Below are 16,633 nucleotides of genomic sequence, written 5' to 3' on the forward strand. Positions count from 1 at the left end.
AGAAAGGGGTTATGGATTATGGCGACGTTAAGAACTTGTGATCAAGGACACGAGTACTACAAAAGTAGCGATTGTCCAACTTGCCCAACCTGTGAGAAAGAGAGAAAGCCAAAAGAAGGCTTTCTTTCTCTTCTTTCAGCACCAGCAAGGCGAGCGTTAGAGCACCATGGAATAACGACTGAAGCAGAACTTTCAAAGTATAGTGAAAAAGAAATTTTGAAACTGCACGGTATAGGGCCAGCATCTTTACCTAAATTGAGAGCGGCTTTAGAAGATAAGGGATTATCATTTAAATAAAAAAACTAATCATTAGCGGGGAGTAGCATCTTCATTAATGATTAGTTTTTATAATCGGTATTAATTAGCTAGATAAACGCGTATAACGAAATCCCATTTTGAAAATCGTAAATCGATGGACAAAACGATTTAAAAGATGGATCAAGAATATAAGCGGATTGATTATAATATTAAGGAAGGAAGTGCAACACGATGGATTTTGAAACAGTAATGCAAGAGCTTGAAACTCTCAGTAAGGAACGAACTAAAAAAATATACATATCCAATGGTGCAAAGGAGCCACTTTTTGGCGTAGCTACAGGTGCTATGAAACCAATCGCGAAGAAAATAAAAATCAATCAAAGTTTAGCTGAAGAGCTTTATGCTACAGGTAACTATGCTACAGGTAACTATGATGCGATGTACTTTGCAGGCATTATTGCAGATCCAAAAACTATGAAAGAATCGGATTTTGATCGTTGGATGAATGGGGCGTACTTTTATATGCTGTCCGATTATGTGGTAGCAGTAACTTTATCAGAGTCAGATTTTGCACAAGACGTTGCTGATAAATGGATTGCAAGTGGTGACGAACTAAGAATGTCAGCGGGATGGAGTTGCTACTGCTGGCTTTTAGGGAATCGAAAAGACCATGAATTTTCCGAAAGTAAGATTGCCAATATGCTAGAAGTTGTAAAAAATACAATTCATGATGCGCCAGAACGTACGAAATCCGCTATGAATAATTTTCTAAACACTGTGGGGATTTCATATGTGCCGCTACATGAAAAGGCAGTTGAAACCGCAAAGGAAGTAGGCATAGTAGAACTAAAACGGGATAACAAGAAAAGTAGTTTTCTAAATGCTTACGAAAGTATTCATAAAGAACTTGATAGAGGAAGACTGGGGTTCAAACGTAAATATGTAAGATGTTAAAATTAAAAGAAACAGCCCTAGCTCTACACAAAATAGAGCTAAAGCTGTTTCTTTTTTACGCTGTTCCAATTTGATCTTGGTCTGCAACGTCCGAATCAAATGTATTTGTTGCGCTAACGCCGCTAAAAGTGTTGACGACAAATCCGACATTGGAAGCCCCAGAGCCATTATAAGCTTTCGTATTTTCTTTCGGAGAAACGTTATAAAAATCTCCTAAGTTGAAAGAGCCGTTACTGTTTTGAACGACAAGATTTCCTACAACCGAAGGCATACCATCCACCTACTTTGCTAAGCTTTTTAATTACTATATGAATTATTTAGAGGAAGGTTCATCAGTAATAAATTGGCGGATTTGTAGCGTGCGAGAATTATTAAAAACATAGTCAACATTGCCGATTTGGAAGCACGCGGAATTTAAAAGGGTTCGCAAGTGAACATCATTTACTTCAATAAAAGGGCACTCATTTACAATATTTAGTTTTACATCTGTTGTTCGCTTTGGAATTGTAATGTACTCATCTGTAAAGATTTCAAACGCATCAAAACGACCTTCACCTTTTATATAACAAGGGATTTCTCGATGAACGATAAGTGCTCTATTTTTTAATTCTATTTGATTAGAATCCCCGGCCTGGAAGACAGCTGCAACCCCCATAGAAACGATAGAAACATTTTGTACAATTGAAGTATGACGGAGCATAATTTTCCCTCTCCTCAACCTGGAGTCGGAGGGACATCTGTTACTAATGGTACAAATGGTCCCTCTGTAACAGATTCGAATGGCGTATCAAGAATAGAAGAAAGGATGAGAAGGTTTGCATCTCCAATTAAAAATAATGCGGAAGAAGAAACCCCGTTCATTTTAATCTGGCCTACTTTTAACTCGCGGTTTACAACATTTAAATTCATGCATACTCACTCCTTTCGGAAATTGCCCGGTATGTGTTGAATAAAGGAAAGGAACGCCTTGTCAATATCTTGTTTCATCGCTTGAATAATGACGTCTCGTAAATAATCGGGATCTGAGGAAATCCCCTCATACGATTGAACTTGTGATAAATAATACGGAAGTCTATGTTCCATCTGTTTTTTTATGTCATCCACCATCATTTGTCGATACATCTCATCAAGCGGTGTTCTCTCTTCTTGTTCAAAATGGAGAATTCGACTATATGCTTCTTCATCTAAATAGCGATGCATTTCTTGAAGGATACCTTGATAAAAGTCTGGATTTGTTTCTGTTTCAGGATTTACTTTTAATGTTTCTGTATCTACTTGAAAATCTTCAATTTGTTGTCCTTTTGTTGAAAATGGATTCAAGCCAATATTTAAAGTACCATTTAAATTTTCTACTTTTAATTGATCGAATTTATATTCCACTTTTCCTATAGAAGAGGAGGGACGACTTTTTAACTCAGTAAGCTCTTCTTGTAGTAGGCGAACTTGCTCTTCAAGATTTAGAATAGTTTGCTGCTGTATTTGGAGAGCTTGTTGAAGTTGGTGTAGGTAAGTATATATATCTTGATTCATTTGTGAAACCTCCTTTTCAATAGGGAGGGGAAATATATTCCTGCTATATATTTATGACAAGGATACCTTAAGAAGAACTAGTTGATGGTTTGATGGAAATAATTTGTCCTTTCGCATGTAAAGGGCGAAGCGGTTCTGTAAATCCGCCAGAATTTGAGAATTTAGAAAGAGCCTTAATACTACCTGCAGTTCCAATTTGAAAAACGGAAGAGGTCGTAATGCTATCGATTTTAATGCTGTTAATGATGATACTTTGGTTCACATAAAAATTCAATGCAATCGCCCCCTTTAGTTCGAACCAATTATTGCTTGATCAATTACATCTGAATCATTGACGGTCGTTGAGCTTTGATAATTGTAGACAGAGACGTTATCCCCAACATTAAATGAACCGGCTCCCGCAAAAGCGCGTGAATAACTAATAGGCCTAATCGCAAATACATCTCCAATATGAAAAATACCACTTGATCCAATGTTAACGATACGAATATGTCCGACCATAGCTGGCATAAAAAACACCTTTCGTTTTTAAAATTTTCTTTTCTACTATTGTATGGGCGTTTTCAATAAAATGTGTATTTTTTCGAAATAAAAGAAACACATACGTTATTGCGTATGTGTTTCGAACATTTGAGTATGTGTGCAATCTGTATGTATAGGCCAAACAACATTTAAGAGCCTGTCCAATTCCTGGCTACAATCTACTGTTTTTTGAGAAGTCATTCCGTAGCGTTCAGCAAAATAGATCATTTTTTCGCGTTTTTTTTCGATAGCTTGCTCAAACATTGAAATCGGCTCCATCTCTCAATAAATTTTATGTATATATGTAGTACATATTATACAAAAATCCCATAAAAAAGAAACATCTTCGCTAAAAAAAGTATAATTTCTACATTTTATGTCAAATAACGGATGAGGAACAAATGTAAGAATGGTTGAATATTGTAAAAATTAGCGTGTATAAGAAGGTTTTTTTCTTAAGGATGCGAATACAATTATAGGGTATGAGTTTTAGGATGGAGAGTGGAAATGTTGCGTTTTGTAACGGCGAAGAAAGAAGAAAAAGTATTTGTAGGTATTGTGGATGAAGAGGAAGAAAAGGTATTACATTTAAGAGAAGCGCAAAGACAAAAAGGGGAAAAGGTTACTATCCCAATTACCATGTTAGAGTGTATTGAAAGAGGAAGCGAATGTCTTGAGAAAGTGTACGATATTGTAAATTGGGCGAAGGAAAATGCGGGATCGGCGTATTATCCGTTAGCAGAGGTGAAAATATTAGCACCGATTCCAAGGCCGAGAAAAAATATTCTTTGTGTTGGAAAGAACTATCGTGAGCATGCGGTAGAAATGGGCGGAGTAGAGTCTATCCCTGAAAATATAATGATTTTTACAAAGGCGCCAACAACAGTGATTGGAATTGATGAGCAAATTAATGGTCACCCTCACGCGACGAATGAACTTGATTACGAAGGTGAACTAGCAATCGTTATCGGTAAGCGAGGGAAACAAATAAAAATAGAAAAAGCTCTTGATCATGTTTTTGGATATACAGTTATAAATGATGTAACTGCTCGGGATATTCAAAGAAAACATAAACAATTTTTCCTAGGGAAAAGTTTCGATACATTTTGTCCGATGGGACCGTATTTAATTCATAAATCGATGGTTAGAACGCCGAATGCATTACACATTGAAACAGTGGTAAATGGAGAAGTAAGGCAAACTTCAAATACGAGAGAAATGATTTTTTCAGTAGAAGAAATTATTTCAACTATAAGTAAAGGCATGACATTAGAGCCAGGAGATATCATTGCAACAGGGACACCAGCTGGTGTTGGTAAAGGTTTTACACCACCGAAGTTTTTACATGCTGGTGATGAAGTTGTTATTACAGTAGAGGGAATTGGTACGCTTAGAAATATTGTGAAATGAAAAAAGAGCTATCTTGTGAAAAGATAGCTCTTTTCTATGGGCGTGGATTAACGGAGTAATCTATGATGGCGAAAATATACAATCCGATTAATGCTAAAGTACAAATTCCAATTAGCATAACTGCAAGTGCGCTTCTCTCACGGCCAAAACCGATAATTGTAAGGAAAACAGCAGCCCAAAATGATGTTTTGAGTAGTGTGAATGTATTAGGAGTTGAATAATGACTGAGTAAAGTTGTAGATAATATGAAGCCGATGAATGTCATAGAAATAAAAATTGTAGCTAAATTATTAATGTGTTTACCGTATTTCAATAGCATACAGTTACCCCCTTTTTAACGAAAAACAGAATATTCAATTTTATTTTACGATAAACTACTAAAAAAAGAAAGAGGTTGTCCTATATTTAGGACAACCTCACTATGATTAAGATAGTACAGCTTTAATTTTTTGGAACGCCCACTCTAAATCTTCTTCAGAGATTACTAGAGGTGGTGCAATACGAATTACGTTTTCGTGTGTTTCTTTACATAATAGACCAGCTGCTTTTAGTTGTTCACAGTAAGGACGAGCTGGCTCGTTTAATTCGATACCGATGAATAAACCTTTACCGCGAATGTCAGTAATCATAGGGTTATCAATTTCTTTTAATTGCCCAACTAGTTTTTCTCCTAATTGAAGAGAACGCTCTGTTAATTTTTCTTCTTCTAATACTTCAAGAGCTGCAATAGAAACAGCACATGCAAGTGGGTTACCACCGAATGTAGAACCGTGAGAACCTGGCTCGAATACACCTAAAATGTCGCTGTTTGCTGCAACACAAGAGATTGGGAATACGCCGCCGCCAAGTGCTTTACCAAGTATGTACATGTCAGGAGTTACATTGTCCCAGTCGCAAGCAAATACTTTACCCGTACGGCCTAAGCCTGTTTGGATTTCATCTGCTACGAATAAAACGTTTTCTTTTTTACATACTTCAAAAGCTTCTTGTAAGAAACCAGCTGGTGGAATGTTAATTCCTGCTTCACCTTGGATTGGCTCTAAAATGAATGCAGCTGTATTTGGTGTAATCGCAGCTTTTAACGCTTCTAAATCACCATAAGGAATTACAATAATGCCAGGAAGCATTGGACCGAAGCCGCGCTTGTACTCTTCGTTTGATGACATAGAAACAGCACCCATTGTACGTCCGTGGAAGTTATCTTCACAAACGATGATTTCTGCACGGTTTGCTTCTACCTTTTTCACATCATAAGCCCAGCGACGAGCTGTTTTAATTGCAGTTTCAACAGCCTCTGCGCCTGTATTCATAGGAAGTACCATATTTTTATTTGTTAGTTTCGCAACTTTTTCGTACCAAGGACCTAATTGATCGCTATGGAAAGCACGAGAAGTTAACGTCACTCGATTAGCTTGGTCAATTAAAGCGTTAATGATTTTTGGATGACGATGACCTTGGTTTACTGCAGAATATGCACTTAATAAGTCCATATAGCGGTTTCCTTCAGGATCTTCTACCCAAACGCCTTCTGCTTTAGAAATAACGATTGGAAGTGGATGGTAGTTATTTGCCCCGTATGTGTCTGTAAGTTCGATAATATCCTTAGTTTGAATCATGATTGTTCCCCCTTTTGTTATTACAAGAAGTTTGTAAATACTCTAAATATTATAGCATTTAAATATAAAAAAGCGAAACATTTCCTGAAAATATATGAACATGTTATCATATAGAGTGAAAAAGTGTGAAAAAGAGGAGGCAGGGATACGATGGTACATATGCATATTACAGCATGGGCGTTAGGATTAATTTTATTCTTCGTTGCGTATTCACTTTATTCAGCAGGAAGAAAAGGTAAAGGTGTACATATGGGGCTTCGCCTTATGTACATTATCATTATTGTGACAGGTTTCATGTTGTACATGAGTATTGTGAAGACGGCAACAGGTAGCATGCACATGTGGTACGGCATGAAAATGCTAGCTGGTATATTAGTAATCGCTGGAATGGAAATGGTTCTTGTGAAAATGAGCAAAAACAAACCAACAGGGGCGGTTTGGGGCTTATTTATTGTCGCGCTAGTAGCGGTATTATACTTAGGACTAAAATTACCGCTTGGCTGGTACGTATTCAAATAAAAATAAAACCACCTTATAATCTCACATGTTTGGGAGATTATAAGGTGTTTTTTTACTTTATGTCGCATCAATATGCAACTCTTCTCCGTTTACTTTCGTAAATCGCAAAATATTTTTATTAGAGGAAGAGTGGCGTACAAAATGATGCTGCAATGTACAAATCATTTCGTCGTTATCGAATAAAAGAATATTTACTCCTTCGCATGCTTCCTCTTTTGGCAAGAAGGATAAATAATTATGACAATACATGCAATCATATAAAGAGTAATTAAGTGATTGCAATGATTCGGTTAATAATGTAAAGACAGAGTCAGGTAATTCCTCAAGCCATTCATTATAGCTAAGAAGTAATTTTTTTCGAATTCGTATCATTTCCCCGTTTTGGAGAGAATGTTGTTCATTTGCAATTTGTAATATGTCTTGTTCATAAAAACGAGCTGGTAGCCAATTGTTGTTATATAAAATTTCAAAACCATCTTCAGCAATATCTTCTAATAGAAAAGCCTCATCATTTTCATCATCAAAGAATACCCATTCTTTGTTTATATATTCTACATTACCGACTGTATGAGCGCGCGGTTGGTTATACAAAATATGTTTGCGTTGTATCATAGTTCATTTCTCCTTTTATAGAAATAGTTATTCTTGTTATGGACAGTTCGTACGTTCTTTATAACTAGACACACCTAAAGATAGATGGGCATACAATAAAACACGCTTTACACTGTGAAACTGCTATTCCATATATGGATAGTTAGTTATCGTCAAGTTTGTTGTTTTTATGTATCCGCACTCATAAGGTGGGGATTACTGCACGTTCAGAAACAGATATTAGATTAGGAAGGATGATTCTTATGTGCGGGATTACAGGATGGGTGGATTATAAACGCTCATTAGAAGGGGAAAGGGACATCGTGACGAAGATGGCGGAAACGCTAGCGAAACGCGGTCCAGATGATAATAAAGTTTGGATTAAAGGGAACGTCGCATTTGGGCATAAACGGTTAATCGTTGTAGATCCTGAAGGTGGTAAACAACCCATGACTTGTTTAAAAGACGAAACGAGTTATGCGATTTGCTATAACGGAGAGCTCTACAATACAGAAGATATTCGCAAAGAGTTATTAAGAAGAGGTTATACATTTAAAGGGCATTCCGATACAGAAGTACTATTGGCATCTTATATTGAATGGAAAGAAGAATGTGTCGATCATTTAAACGGTATATATGCGTTTGCAGTATGGGATGAGAAAAATGAACGAGTCTTTATTGCCAGAGATCGATTAGGTGTAAAACCGCTTTTTTATAAATATGATAGCGGACGATTATTATTTGGTTCAGAGTTAAAAGCGATACTAGCGCATCCAGATGTGAAGGCGGAAGTAACGTTAGAAGGGTTGTCAGAAATATTTGGCCTCGGACCATCTAGAACGCCTGGTCACGGTGTATATGCTGGTATTCAAGAACTGCGTCCGGGTCATGCAATGACGTTCTCAAAAGACGGTTTATGCATATGGAGATATTGGAATGTAGAAAGTAAAAAACATGAAGATTCATTTGAAGAAACAGTAGAGAAAACTCGTTTTTTATTACAAGATGCGATTACGAGACAATTAGTTTCTGACGTACCACTATGCACTTTTTTATCAGGAGGTGTAGATTCAAGTGCTATCACAGCAATTGCCGCGAAAGAGTATGAAAGATCAGGGAAAGGTCAATTGCACACGTATTCTGTTGACTATGAAGATAACGACAAATATTTTAAAGCGAATGCGTTTCAGCCGAATTCAGATGCACCATTTATTAATTTAATGACAGAGACATTTCAAACAATTCATCATCGCTGCGTCATTTCTAATGAACAACTAGCACAGTATTTAACAGAAGCAGTACTCGTTCGCGATTTGCCTGGTATGGCAGATATTGATTCTTCATTATTATGGTTTTGCCGTGAAATAAAACAAGATTTTGTCGTCGGTTTATCTGGAGAATGTGCAGATGAAATATTCGGCGGTTATCCGTGGTTTTATAGAGAAGATGATTTACAATCAAGTGTATTTCCGTGGATGCGTTCTACAGAAGCGCGTGAACAACTTCTGAAGAAAGAATGGAGAAATAAATTAAATTTACAACAATATGTACAACAACGCTATGAAGAATCCATTCAAGAAGTTCCTATTTTAGAGGGAGAAAGCCCATTAGAAGCGAAGAGACGACAATTATTTTATTTAAACATGGTATGGTTTATGACAACATTATTAGACAGAAAAGACCGTATGAGTATGGGGGCAAGCTTAGAAGTACGCGTTCCATTTGCGGACCACCGACTTGTCGAATATGCGTGGAATATTCCTTGGGAAATGAAAATGTATAAAAACCGCGAAAAAGGTCTATTGCGTAAGGCTTTAGAAGGATTACTTCCAAATGATATATTGTATAGAAAGAAAAGTCCGTATCCGAAAACGCATAACCCGCACTATACGAAAGCAGTCACAGTATGGCTCCAAGATTTATTAACGGATAAAGGCTCAATTTTGCATGAATTGTTCGATAAGGAGCAATTGAGCGGATTGATCCAGTCTGGCGGCAGTGCATTTCAAAAACCGTGGTTCGGTCAATTAATGACTGGGCCGCAGCTTTTAGCTCATTTAGCACAAATTCATGTTTGGTTTAAAGAGTATGGGGTGAATATTAAGGAATAGGGAAAGAGCGGCTTATATTTATGTGAGCCGCTCTTTTTCTTAAATAGATTGTCATATAAAATTCGAAATCATATTAGAAATAATACTTATTTAGAATTATTATTTTGACGTACTTATTATTGCTTGTTATAATTGGAAACAAATGTTCTTGAAAAGGATTCTCATTTCCAAAATTGAGGTGCTATATAGATGACGAAGAAAATAGGTTTGCTTGTGATGGCGTATGGAACGCCGGAGTCATTAGATGATGTATACTCGTATTCGTCACGGGCGTAAGCCGTCTGAAGAAGCGCTCCAAAATTTAATCGGACGGTATAAAGCAATTGGTGGAATTTCACCGCTTGGGAAAATAATGAAAGAGCAGGCGCATAAATTAACAGATTCAATGAATAAAATGTTTACAGAGTATGAATTTTTTTGTTACTTAGGTTTAAAACACATTGCTCGATTTAAGAATTTTATCCCGCATTAACGGGCAGTAAAACTGCCACCTCAAAATTCAGCTGGAGCAAAGAAGTTAGGTGGGAGATCAACTGCCCGTAAATGCCCGATTGGTTCAACTAATAATCAGTGTGGGATGAACACCCCCCACTGATTAAAGTTTCACTTTATATGACACCGATTATGAATGTAAAGTTGTAACTGATGAATTAAATGCCGCATATTTTAGACTAAATATGCCCAATTCACAATCTGTATTTATTGCTTGTTTAGCTGAAATTGTTTCCAAAAAATGAAGGAAATAGTTGACAAGGATTTAATTTTGAATAATAATTAGTTTATAATAATTTTAAATAAATAATAATTACTATGAAGGAAAGAGGAGGATCACCCTTGATGAATCCAAATAAGCGCTTAACAACAAACCAAGGTGCTCCAGTTGGAGATAACCAAAATTCTCGTACAGCTGGTCGCCGTGGACCAGTATTGTTAGAAGACTATCATTTAGTAGAAAAACTTGCTCACTTTGATCGTGAACGTATTCCTGAGCGTGTTGTGCATGCACGTGGTGCAGGTGCTCACGGCGTATTCGTAACGAAAAACAGCATGAAGCAATATACGAAAGCAGCGTTTTTACAAAATGAAGGAACTGAAACACCTGTATTCGTTCGTTTCTCAACGGTTATTCATGGCCAAGGTTCTCCAGAGACAGCTCGTGATCCGCGTGGGTTCGCTGTTAAATTTTATACAGAAGAAGGAAACTATGATATCGTAGGTAACCATTTACCAGTTTTCTTCATTCGTGATGCAATTAAATTCCCTGACATGGTGCATTCATTAAAGCCAGCACCTGATACAAATGTTCAAACACCAAATCGTTACTGGGATTTCATGACGTTAACTCCAGAATCTACACATATGATGACGTGGGTATTTTCTGATTATGGTACACCGGCAAACTACCGTGAAATGGAAGGATTCGGCGTACATTCATTTAAATGGATTAATGCAGAAGGTAAAATTGTTTACATTAAATATCATTGGAAGCCACAGCAAGGTGTGCGTAACTTAAGTGCAAAAGAAGTCGAGCAAGTGCAAGGGAAAGACTTCAATCATGCAACTCGTGATTTATTCGATGCAATCGAAAAAGGAAATTATCCGAAGTGGGATTTACACGTACAAGTGATGCAACTAGAAGAAACGGATTCTTTAGATTTCGATCCATTAGATCCGACGAAAGTATGGCCAGAAGATCGTTTCCCATTAATTGAAGTAGGGACGATGACGTTAAATCGTAACCCGAAAAACTTCTTTGCGGAAGTAGAACAAGTGGCGTTCTCTCCAAGTGCAACTGTAAATGGTATTGAACCATCTGAAGATAAATTATTGCAAGGTCGTTTATTCTCTTACCCAGATACACAGCGTTACCGCCTTGGTGCAAACTATTTACAAATTCCTGTAAACTGCCCATACGCAGCTGTTCGTAATCAACAACGTGATGGTGCGATGCAAGTGGATCAAAACCCATCTACAATAAACTACGAACCGAGCCGTCATACTGAAAATCCAGTTGAAGACCCAACTTACCGCGATTCAACTATGAAAGTAGAAGGCTACGTATCTCGTGAAAAAATTGACAAACCAAATGATTTCAAGCAAGCGGGTGAGCGTTACCGTTCATTCTCTAAAGAAGAGCAAGATAACTTAATTGCAAACTTAACAAATGACTTAAAAGACGTAAATGAGCGCACGAAATTATTAGCTGTTTGTAATTTCTTCCGTGCAGATCAAGAGTATGGAATACGCTTAGCGCAAGCTTTAAATGTTGATATTACGCAATATGTAGGGAATACTCCGAAATAAATAGGAAAAGACGACTGTTAAACGGTCGTCTTTTTTATTTTACTTGTAGTGTTAGGGGGTATTCTTCACTTTCGTTATGTCATATTTTGTCGATATATTGAAAGAAACGATCGATATATTTAAAAAATTCGTTGATATATTCATAGAAATACTAGGTGGGGTATGTCGAGAAGTGCAATAAAAAGAGAGGCAATCTACTACCAATAGATTGCCTCTCTTTTTTTAGTTCACTCGCTCAGTATACTCATAAGCTTTCTCTCCATGCATCGAAATATCAAGCCCCATTTGTTCTTCGTGCTCATCGACGCGAACAGGAAGGAAGAAGTTAATAGCCTTAATAATGGCGTACGTCATTATTATTGTAAATGCATATGTTGCTCCGATTGCTACAAGTTGTTTGAAAAGGAGAGTGGCGTTTCCGTAAAATAATCCGTTAGCACCATCGCTATTTATAGTAGTAGTAGCAAATAGTCCAGTTGCAATACCGCCCCAAGTTCCTCCAATGCCGTGGCATCCAAATGCATCGAGTGTATCGTCGTATCCGAATTTGTTTTTTAAGAAGAAGACAGCTCCGAAGCATAATATACCGCCGATTGCTCCGATAAGAAGAGCGGAGAAAGGTGTAACGAATCCACAAGCCGGCGTAATTGCGACTAAACCAGAAACAACCCCGGAAGCAGCTCCCATCGCAGTCGGTTTTGATTGGAAGAACCATTCAGAAAGCATCCAAGTTAGAGTTGAGGCAGCGGCGGCTATATTTGTATTAATAAATGCAGTTAAAGCTACGTCATTTAAAGATAATGCACTACCGACGTTGAAACCGAACCAGCCGAACCAGAGTAAGCCTGCGCCTAACATTGTAAATGGTAAATGATGAGGGGAGGTACCGCTAATGTTTTTTCGTTTTCCAAGGAAAATAGCTAATACAAGACCAGCAACGCCAGATGTGATATGAACGACATTACCACCAGCGAAGTCTAACGCGCCGAGTTCTCTCAACCATCCGCCAACGCCCCATACCCAATGAGCGACAGGATTGTAAACGATTGTTGTCCAAAGAAGGATAAAAATAAGAAAGGCAGAAAATCGCATTCTTTCGGCGAATGCCCCTGAAATTAAAGCGGGAGTTAAAATAGCGAACATGAGTTGGAACATCATAAATAAATTGTGAGGAATAGTAGATGAGTAGTCTGGGTTTGGTGCGTAGGTAACTCCGTTTAGACCGAACCAATCGAGATTGCCGATAAGTCCGTGCCAATCTGACCCGAATGATAAAGAATAACCGATAACAATCCATTGAATCGAAACGATAGCCATTGCGCTATAACTGTGCATTGTCGTGCTGAGTACGTTTTTACTGCGAACCATACCCCCATAAAAAAGTGCCAATCCAGGTGTCATCAACATGACCATTACTGTCGTTACAAAAATAAAAACTGTATCTCCCGTATTCATTCTCTCTCCTCCTATGATGTTAGAAAAAATAACATCTATATGTTATATTTCATATCATATTCGAAATAAAAAGAAAAATCAACTAAAAATTCAGAAAACTTTTCAGTTGATGTTAGAAAAACTAACATGATGTATTTTTTGGGGGATAAAATCAACGTATGCGATTTGCTCTAAAAATTGGTATAATATTCTTACAATTGGAAGTTTGGGGGATGCGTGTGAAAAAAATATGGACTAAGGAACTATTCATTTGTTTTTGTTTAGCTTTTATTTTGTTTGTACCAGTACATACTTTTGCGGAAGAAAAAAGGGAATGGCGAGATGAAGTTATATATTCCATTATGATTGATCGCTTTAATAACGGAGAATCGAAAAATGACAAACAGTTAGACGTTGGTAATTTAGGAGGGTATCAGGGCGGAGATATACGTGGGATTATAAAAAGATTGGACTACATAAAAGAAATGGGATTTACTACTATTATGCTTTCGCCGCTTTTTGAAAGTGAAAAGTATGACGGATTAAGCGTTCGAAATTTTCAAAAAGTAAATGAACATTTCGGAACAGAAAATGATGTGAAAGAACTTGTAAATGAGGCTCACAAAAAAGGAATGAAAGTTGTCTTTCAATTTCCGTATGAAGAAAATGAACAACAATTAATAGACTCGATGAAATGGTGGATAAAAGAAGTCGATTTAGACGGAAGTTATGTGATACATAGTGAAAAAAAGCCGCGTGCTTTTTGGGATGAAGTGCAAAAGGATTTGCAGAAGGTAAAGAAAGATTTTCACATTATGACAAAGGAAGATAATGAGTACTATAAAAAAATAGTAGAGTCATTTTCAAAAGTAGATATGTCTGTGAAACCTTTATATGATGTGAGTGGAAAAGAAGAGGAATTCGCTACGTTTTTAGATAATCAAGAAACAAAGCGATTTGCACGTATTGCAAAAGAAAATATGTATTACCCACCGTCTCGTTTAAAACTAGCGATCACTTACTTGTTAACATCCCCGGGGATACCGAATTTTTATTACGGAACTGAAATCGCATTAGATGGGGGAGATGCTCCAGATAATAGACGATTAATGGATTTCAAATCTGATGAAAAGTTTATGCAGCACATAACGAAGCTAGGTGAACTTAGACAAGCGAGACCATCTTTACGACGTGGTACGTTTGAACTTCTATATGATAAAGATGGAATGAGTATATTAAAACGAAAGTATAAAGATGAAGTAACACTAGTAGCGATTAATAATACGAAAGAAACGCAAAAGGTCTCCTTACCTGTAAGTGCAATTGGTGAAAAACAAGAGTTAAGAGGATTGTTAGAAGACGAAATTATAAGAGAAGAAAACGGAAAGTTTTATCTTGTTTTAAAGCGCGAAGAGTCGAATGTGTATAAAGTTAGCGAAGAAACAGGTGTGAATTGGTTGTTTATCTCCTTAATAGTCGGTGTGAACGTATTATTTATTGCTTTTTTAATTGCGGTTAAAAAGAAAAGATCCTCTGTATAGATAGAGGATCTTTTTTTCTTAGCGGTAGTTAATGAATTGTACGTCGATTGGTAAGTCGACGCTGCGAACGGCTGCGATTACTGCTTGTAAGTCATCACGGCTTTTCGCTGTTACGCGTACTTGGTCATCTTGTACTTGCGTTTTTACTTTTAATTTCATTTCTTTAATGATGTTGTTAATTTTTTTCGCGTTATCTTTATCGATACCTTGTTGCAGAGTTGCACGTTGGCGAACAGTATTACCAGATGCAGTTTCAACTTTTCCGTAGTCCAAGTTTTTAATTGGAACGTTACGTTTTACAAGTTTAGAAATTAGAACGTCTTTTACTTGGTCTAATTTGAACTCGTCCTCAGAAGTTAAAACAAGTACTTCTTTTTCTAATTTAATATCACTTTTACTACCTTTAAAGTCATATCGGTTTTGGATTTCCTTTAATGCGATGTTAATTGCGTTTGTTACTTCAGGTAATTCTACTTTCGAAACGATGTCAAAAGAACTCTCTTTTGCCATAGTTAGCACCTCCAAATAAATTTCTATCTTTTCATGCACCTAAATAGGCTATGTAATATACATATTAAAGTATAGCGGAAAATACATCGATTAGATAGAGTGTTGCAACTTAAGTGTTTTGACGGATCATCCGTTGGGGAATATAGTCCTATAGATACAGTCTTTATTTAATTATAGTGAATTTTGGGCAGTTGGACAAATAAAGGAAAAATCGTGTTATAATTAACTTTTGTTTGGAATGATAAAAAAGATAACTTTATATATATAGAAGGGAATTAAAAAATATGTATTTGCAATTAGGATCGATTGAACAGGTAACTGTTTTACGCGAAACGGAAATCGGATATATGGTTGGAAACGAAGAGGAAGAAATCTTCCTACATAAAAACGAATTAGCTGGAGAAATTGCAGAAGGCGATACGATTGATGTATTCTTATACCTTGATCACCAAAATCGTATTTCAGCAACAATGAAGGAACCAATTATTACAACGCATGATTGGAATTGGGTAAAGGTTGTAGAAGTTATTCCTAGTTTAGGTGTGTTTGTTGATATTGGTGTATCAAAAGATATACTAATTCCACTTGATGAGTTTCCAATTTATATGCCAGTATGGCCTCAGGAAGGCGACGAATTATATTGTACGTTAAAATTAACGAATCGTGATCGTTTAATTGCCCTTCCGGCAAGAGACAGTGATATGCAAGAAATTATCGTAGATGCAACGCCATCTATGCGTAATAAAAACGTAAATGGACGTGTGTATCGCTCACTTCAAGTTGGTTCGTTCATACTAACTGACGAGCATTTCCGTGCTTTCTTACACCATACAGAAAGAAAAGAACAAGTCCGCATCGGTGAGCGCGTAACAGGTCGTATTATTGACGTGAAAGACGACGGTACAATTAACATTTCACTTCTTCCTCGTAAAGAAGAAGGAATGGAAGATGATGCAGCAGTACTTTATGCATATATGGAAGAACGAGGCGGAGCAATGCCGTTTTGGGATAAGAGTAACCCAGAAGACATTAAAGAACGTTTCAATATGAGTAAGGCTGCATTTAAGCGTGCACTTGGTAAACTGATGAAAGAAGAAAAGATTTACCAAGAAGAAGGTTGGACTTACTTTAAGAAATAAGATAAATGAAAAAGAACTATTTTTTCTCTAAGTTTATTAGGGAGGAGGTAGTTCTTTTTACGTTTGGCATAAAAGGAGAGAGGGAGTAAGAGAATCATTGGAAGAGGAATATTTTAAAAAATATAGAAAGGATAGATAGTTATATCTATATGAAAGAGAGTTTGAATTTAATTTTGATTGAAAAGAAATGAGGT

20 protein-coding genes and 1 pseudogene are annotated in these 16,633 nt (G+C 36.8%); 9 read left to right on the forward strand and 12 right to left on the reverse strand.

The genetic code is table 11. The features are described from left to right. Nucleotides 1-18 precede the first annotated feature (18 nt). Nucleotides 19-297 carry an RNA polymerase alpha subunit C-terminal domain-containing protein gene (locus tag JFU23_RS21395; RefSeq protein WP_002011271.1) on the forward strand — a complete coding sequence of 93 codons (279 nt, stop codon included), beginning with the start codon at nt 19-21 and terminating at the stop codon, nt 295-297. 192 nt (nt 298-489) lie between these two features. After that, complete coding sequence (locus JFU23_RS21400; RefSeq protein WP_201032671.1) at nt 490-1,212, forward strand: DNA alkylation repair protein; 723 nt, start codon at nt 490-492, stop codon at nt 1,210-1,212. Between the two features lie 55 nt (nt 1,213-1,267). Here the strand turns inward: JFU23_RS21400 and gerPF are convergent, their stop codons facing one another. The 7 genes from gerPF to JFU23_RS21435 form a co-directional block, all read right to left on the reverse strand. After that, entirely contained in the window at nt 1,268-1,483 is a 216-nt protein-coding gene (gene gerPF, locus JFU23_RS21405) for a spore germination protein GerPF (protein ID WP_001141570.1), read from the reverse strand. 42 nt (nt 1,484-1,525) lie between these two features. Next, nucleotides 1,526-1,912, reverse strand: a complete 387-nt coding sequence (locus JFU23_RS21410) for a spore germination protein GerPE (protein WP_002125894.1) — start codon at nt 1,910-1,912, stop codon at nt 1,526-1,528. A gap of 14 nt (nt 1,913-1,926) precedes the next feature. Next, nucleotides 1,927-2,121: a spore germination protein GerPD gene (gerPD, locus tag JFU23_RS21415; protein ID WP_001052805.1), complete on the reverse strand. Its 195-nt coding sequence runs from the start codon at nt 2,119-2,121 to the stop codon at nt 1,927-1,929. Between the two features lie 6 nt (nt 2,122-2,127). Next, nucleotides 2,128-2,742 (reverse strand): spore germination protein GerPC, encoded by a 615-nt coding sequence (gene gerPC / locus JFU23_RS21420; protein WP_085309710.1) that lies wholly within the window; start codon nt 2,740-2,742, stop codon nt 2,128-2,130. 67 nt (nt 2,743-2,809) lie between these two features. After that, the gene (gene gerPB, locus JFU23_RS21425) at nt 2,810-3,016 is read right to left on the reverse strand and encodes a spore germination protein GerPB (RefSeq protein ID WP_001012505.1); all 207 of its coding nucleotides are present in this window, start codon (nt 3,014-3,016) and stop codon (nt 2,810-2,812) included. Between the two features lie 14 nt (nt 3,017-3,030). Next, nucleotides 3,031-3,252 carry a spore germination protein GerPA gene (gene gerPA, locus JFU23_RS21430; protein ID WP_001111190.1) on the reverse strand — a complete coding sequence of 74 codons (222 nt, stop codon included), beginning with the start codon at nt 3,250-3,252 and terminating at the stop codon, nt 3,031-3,033. A 96-nt stretch (nt 3,253-3,348) separates the two neighbouring features. Further along, nucleotides 3,349-3,528, reverse strand: coding sequence for an aspartyl-phosphate phosphatase Spo0E family protein (locus tag JFU23_RS21435; protein WP_002087032.1), 180 nt, complete (start codon nt 3,526-3,528; stop codon nt 3,349-3,351). 243 nt (nt 3,529-3,771) lie between these two features. Here JFU23_RS21435 and JFU23_RS21440 point away from each other — a divergent pair, with 243 nt between their 5' ends. After that, the gene (locus JFU23_RS21440; RefSeq protein WP_002125896.1) at nt 3,772-4,674 is read left to right on the forward strand and encodes a fumarylacetoacetate hydrolase family protein; all 903 of its coding nucleotides are present in this window, start codon (nt 3,772-3,774) and stop codon (nt 4,672-4,674) included. Between the two features lie 34 nt (nt 4,675-4,708). Here the strand turns inward: JFU23_RS21440 and JFU23_RS21445 are convergent, their stop codons facing one another. Both JFU23_RS21445 and rocD read right to left on the reverse strand, forming a co-directional pair. Continuing rightward, nucleotides 4,709-4,993: a hypothetical protein gene (locus JFU23_RS21445; protein WP_000925332.1), complete on the reverse strand. Its 285-nt coding sequence runs from the start codon at nt 4,991-4,993 to the stop codon at nt 4,709-4,711. 106 nt (nt 4,994-5,099) lie between these two features. Beyond that, nucleotides 5,100-6,290, reverse strand: a complete 1,191-nt coding sequence (gene rocD, locus JFU23_RS21450) for an ornithine aminotransferase (RefSeq protein ID WP_000616665.1) — start codon at nt 6,288-6,290, stop codon at nt 5,100-5,102. A gap of 150 nt (nt 6,291-6,440) precedes the next feature. On the opposite strand from rocD, the gene JFU23_RS21455 reads away from it, so the two are divergent. Continuing rightward, the gene (locus tag JFU23_RS21455; protein ID WP_002011256.1) at nt 6,441-6,809 is read left to right on the forward strand and encodes a YisL family protein; all 369 of its coding nucleotides are present in this window, start codon (nt 6,441-6,443) and stop codon (nt 6,807-6,809) included. 57 nt (nt 6,810-6,866) lie between these two features. Here JFU23_RS21455 and JFU23_RS21460 read toward each other — a convergent pair whose 3' ends face one another. Continuing rightward, nucleotides 6,867-7,421 carry a DUF2777 domain-containing protein gene (locus tag JFU23_RS21460; RefSeq protein ID WP_002140810.1) on the reverse strand — a complete coding sequence of 185 codons (555 nt, stop codon included), beginning with the start codon at nt 7,419-7,421 and terminating at the stop codon, nt 6,867-6,869. 242 nt (nt 7,422-7,663) lie between these two features. On the opposite strand from JFU23_RS21460, the gene asnB reads away from it, so the two are divergent. The 3 genes and pseudogenes from asnB to katB all read left to right on the forward strand — a co-directional run bounded on the left by asnB (nt 7,664) and on the right by katB (nt 11,815). Next, complete coding sequence (gene asnB, locus JFU23_RS21465) at nt 7,664-9,511, forward strand: asparagine synthase (glutamine-hydrolyzing) (protein WP_201032672.1); 1,848 nt, start codon at nt 7,664-7,666, stop codon at nt 9,509-9,511. A gap of 189 nt (nt 9,512-9,700) precedes the next feature. After that, nucleotides 9,701-10,289, forward strand: a pseudogene (locus tag JFU23_RS31240) (hypothetical protein). Nucleotides 10,290-10,348: 59 nt separating this feature from the next. Then, a complete protein-coding gene (gene katB, locus JFU23_RS21480; protein ID WP_201032673.1) occupies nt 10,349-11,815 on the forward strand; it encodes a catalase KatB in 1,467 nt (488 codons plus the stop codon). Between the two features lie 222 nt (nt 11,816-12,037). Here katB and JFU23_RS21485 read toward each other — a convergent pair whose 3' ends face one another. Beyond that, nucleotides 12,038-13,270, reverse strand: a complete 1,233-nt coding sequence (locus tag JFU23_RS21485) for an ammonium transporter (protein ID WP_201032674.1) — start codon at nt 13,268-13,270, stop codon at nt 12,038-12,040. 158 nt (nt 13,271-13,428) lie between these two features. Here JFU23_RS21485 and JFU23_RS21490 point away from each other — a divergent pair, with 158 nt between their 5' ends. Beyond that, nucleotides 13,429-14,790, forward strand: a complete 1,362-nt coding sequence (locus JFU23_RS21490; protein ID WP_201032675.1) for an alpha-amylase family glycosyl hydrolase — start codon at nt 13,429-13,431, stop codon at nt 14,788-14,790. 18 nt (nt 14,791-14,808) lie between these two features. On the opposite strand, the gene JFU23_RS21495 is transcribed toward JFU23_RS21490, so the two are convergent. Next, nucleotides 14,809-15,300: a YajQ family cyclic di-GMP-binding protein gene (locus JFU23_RS21495; protein ID WP_002011241.1), complete on the reverse strand. Its 492-nt coding sequence runs from the start codon at nt 15,298-15,300 to the stop codon at nt 14,809-14,811. 284 nt (nt 15,301-15,584) lie between these two features. Here JFU23_RS21495 and JFU23_RS21500 point away from each other — a divergent pair, with 284 nt between their 5' ends. Beyond that, complete coding sequence (locus JFU23_RS21500; RefSeq protein WP_002011240.1) at nt 15,585-16,439, forward strand: CvfB family protein; 855 nt, start codon at nt 15,585-15,587, stop codon at nt 16,437-16,439. Nucleotides 16,440-16,633 lie beyond the last annotated feature (194 nt).

The sequence above is a fragment of the Bacillus sp. TH50 genome (assembly GCF_016650565.1).
Classification (GTDB): domain Bacteria; phylum Bacillota; class Bacilli; order Bacillales; family Bacillaceae_G; genus Bacillus_A; species Bacillus_A mycoides.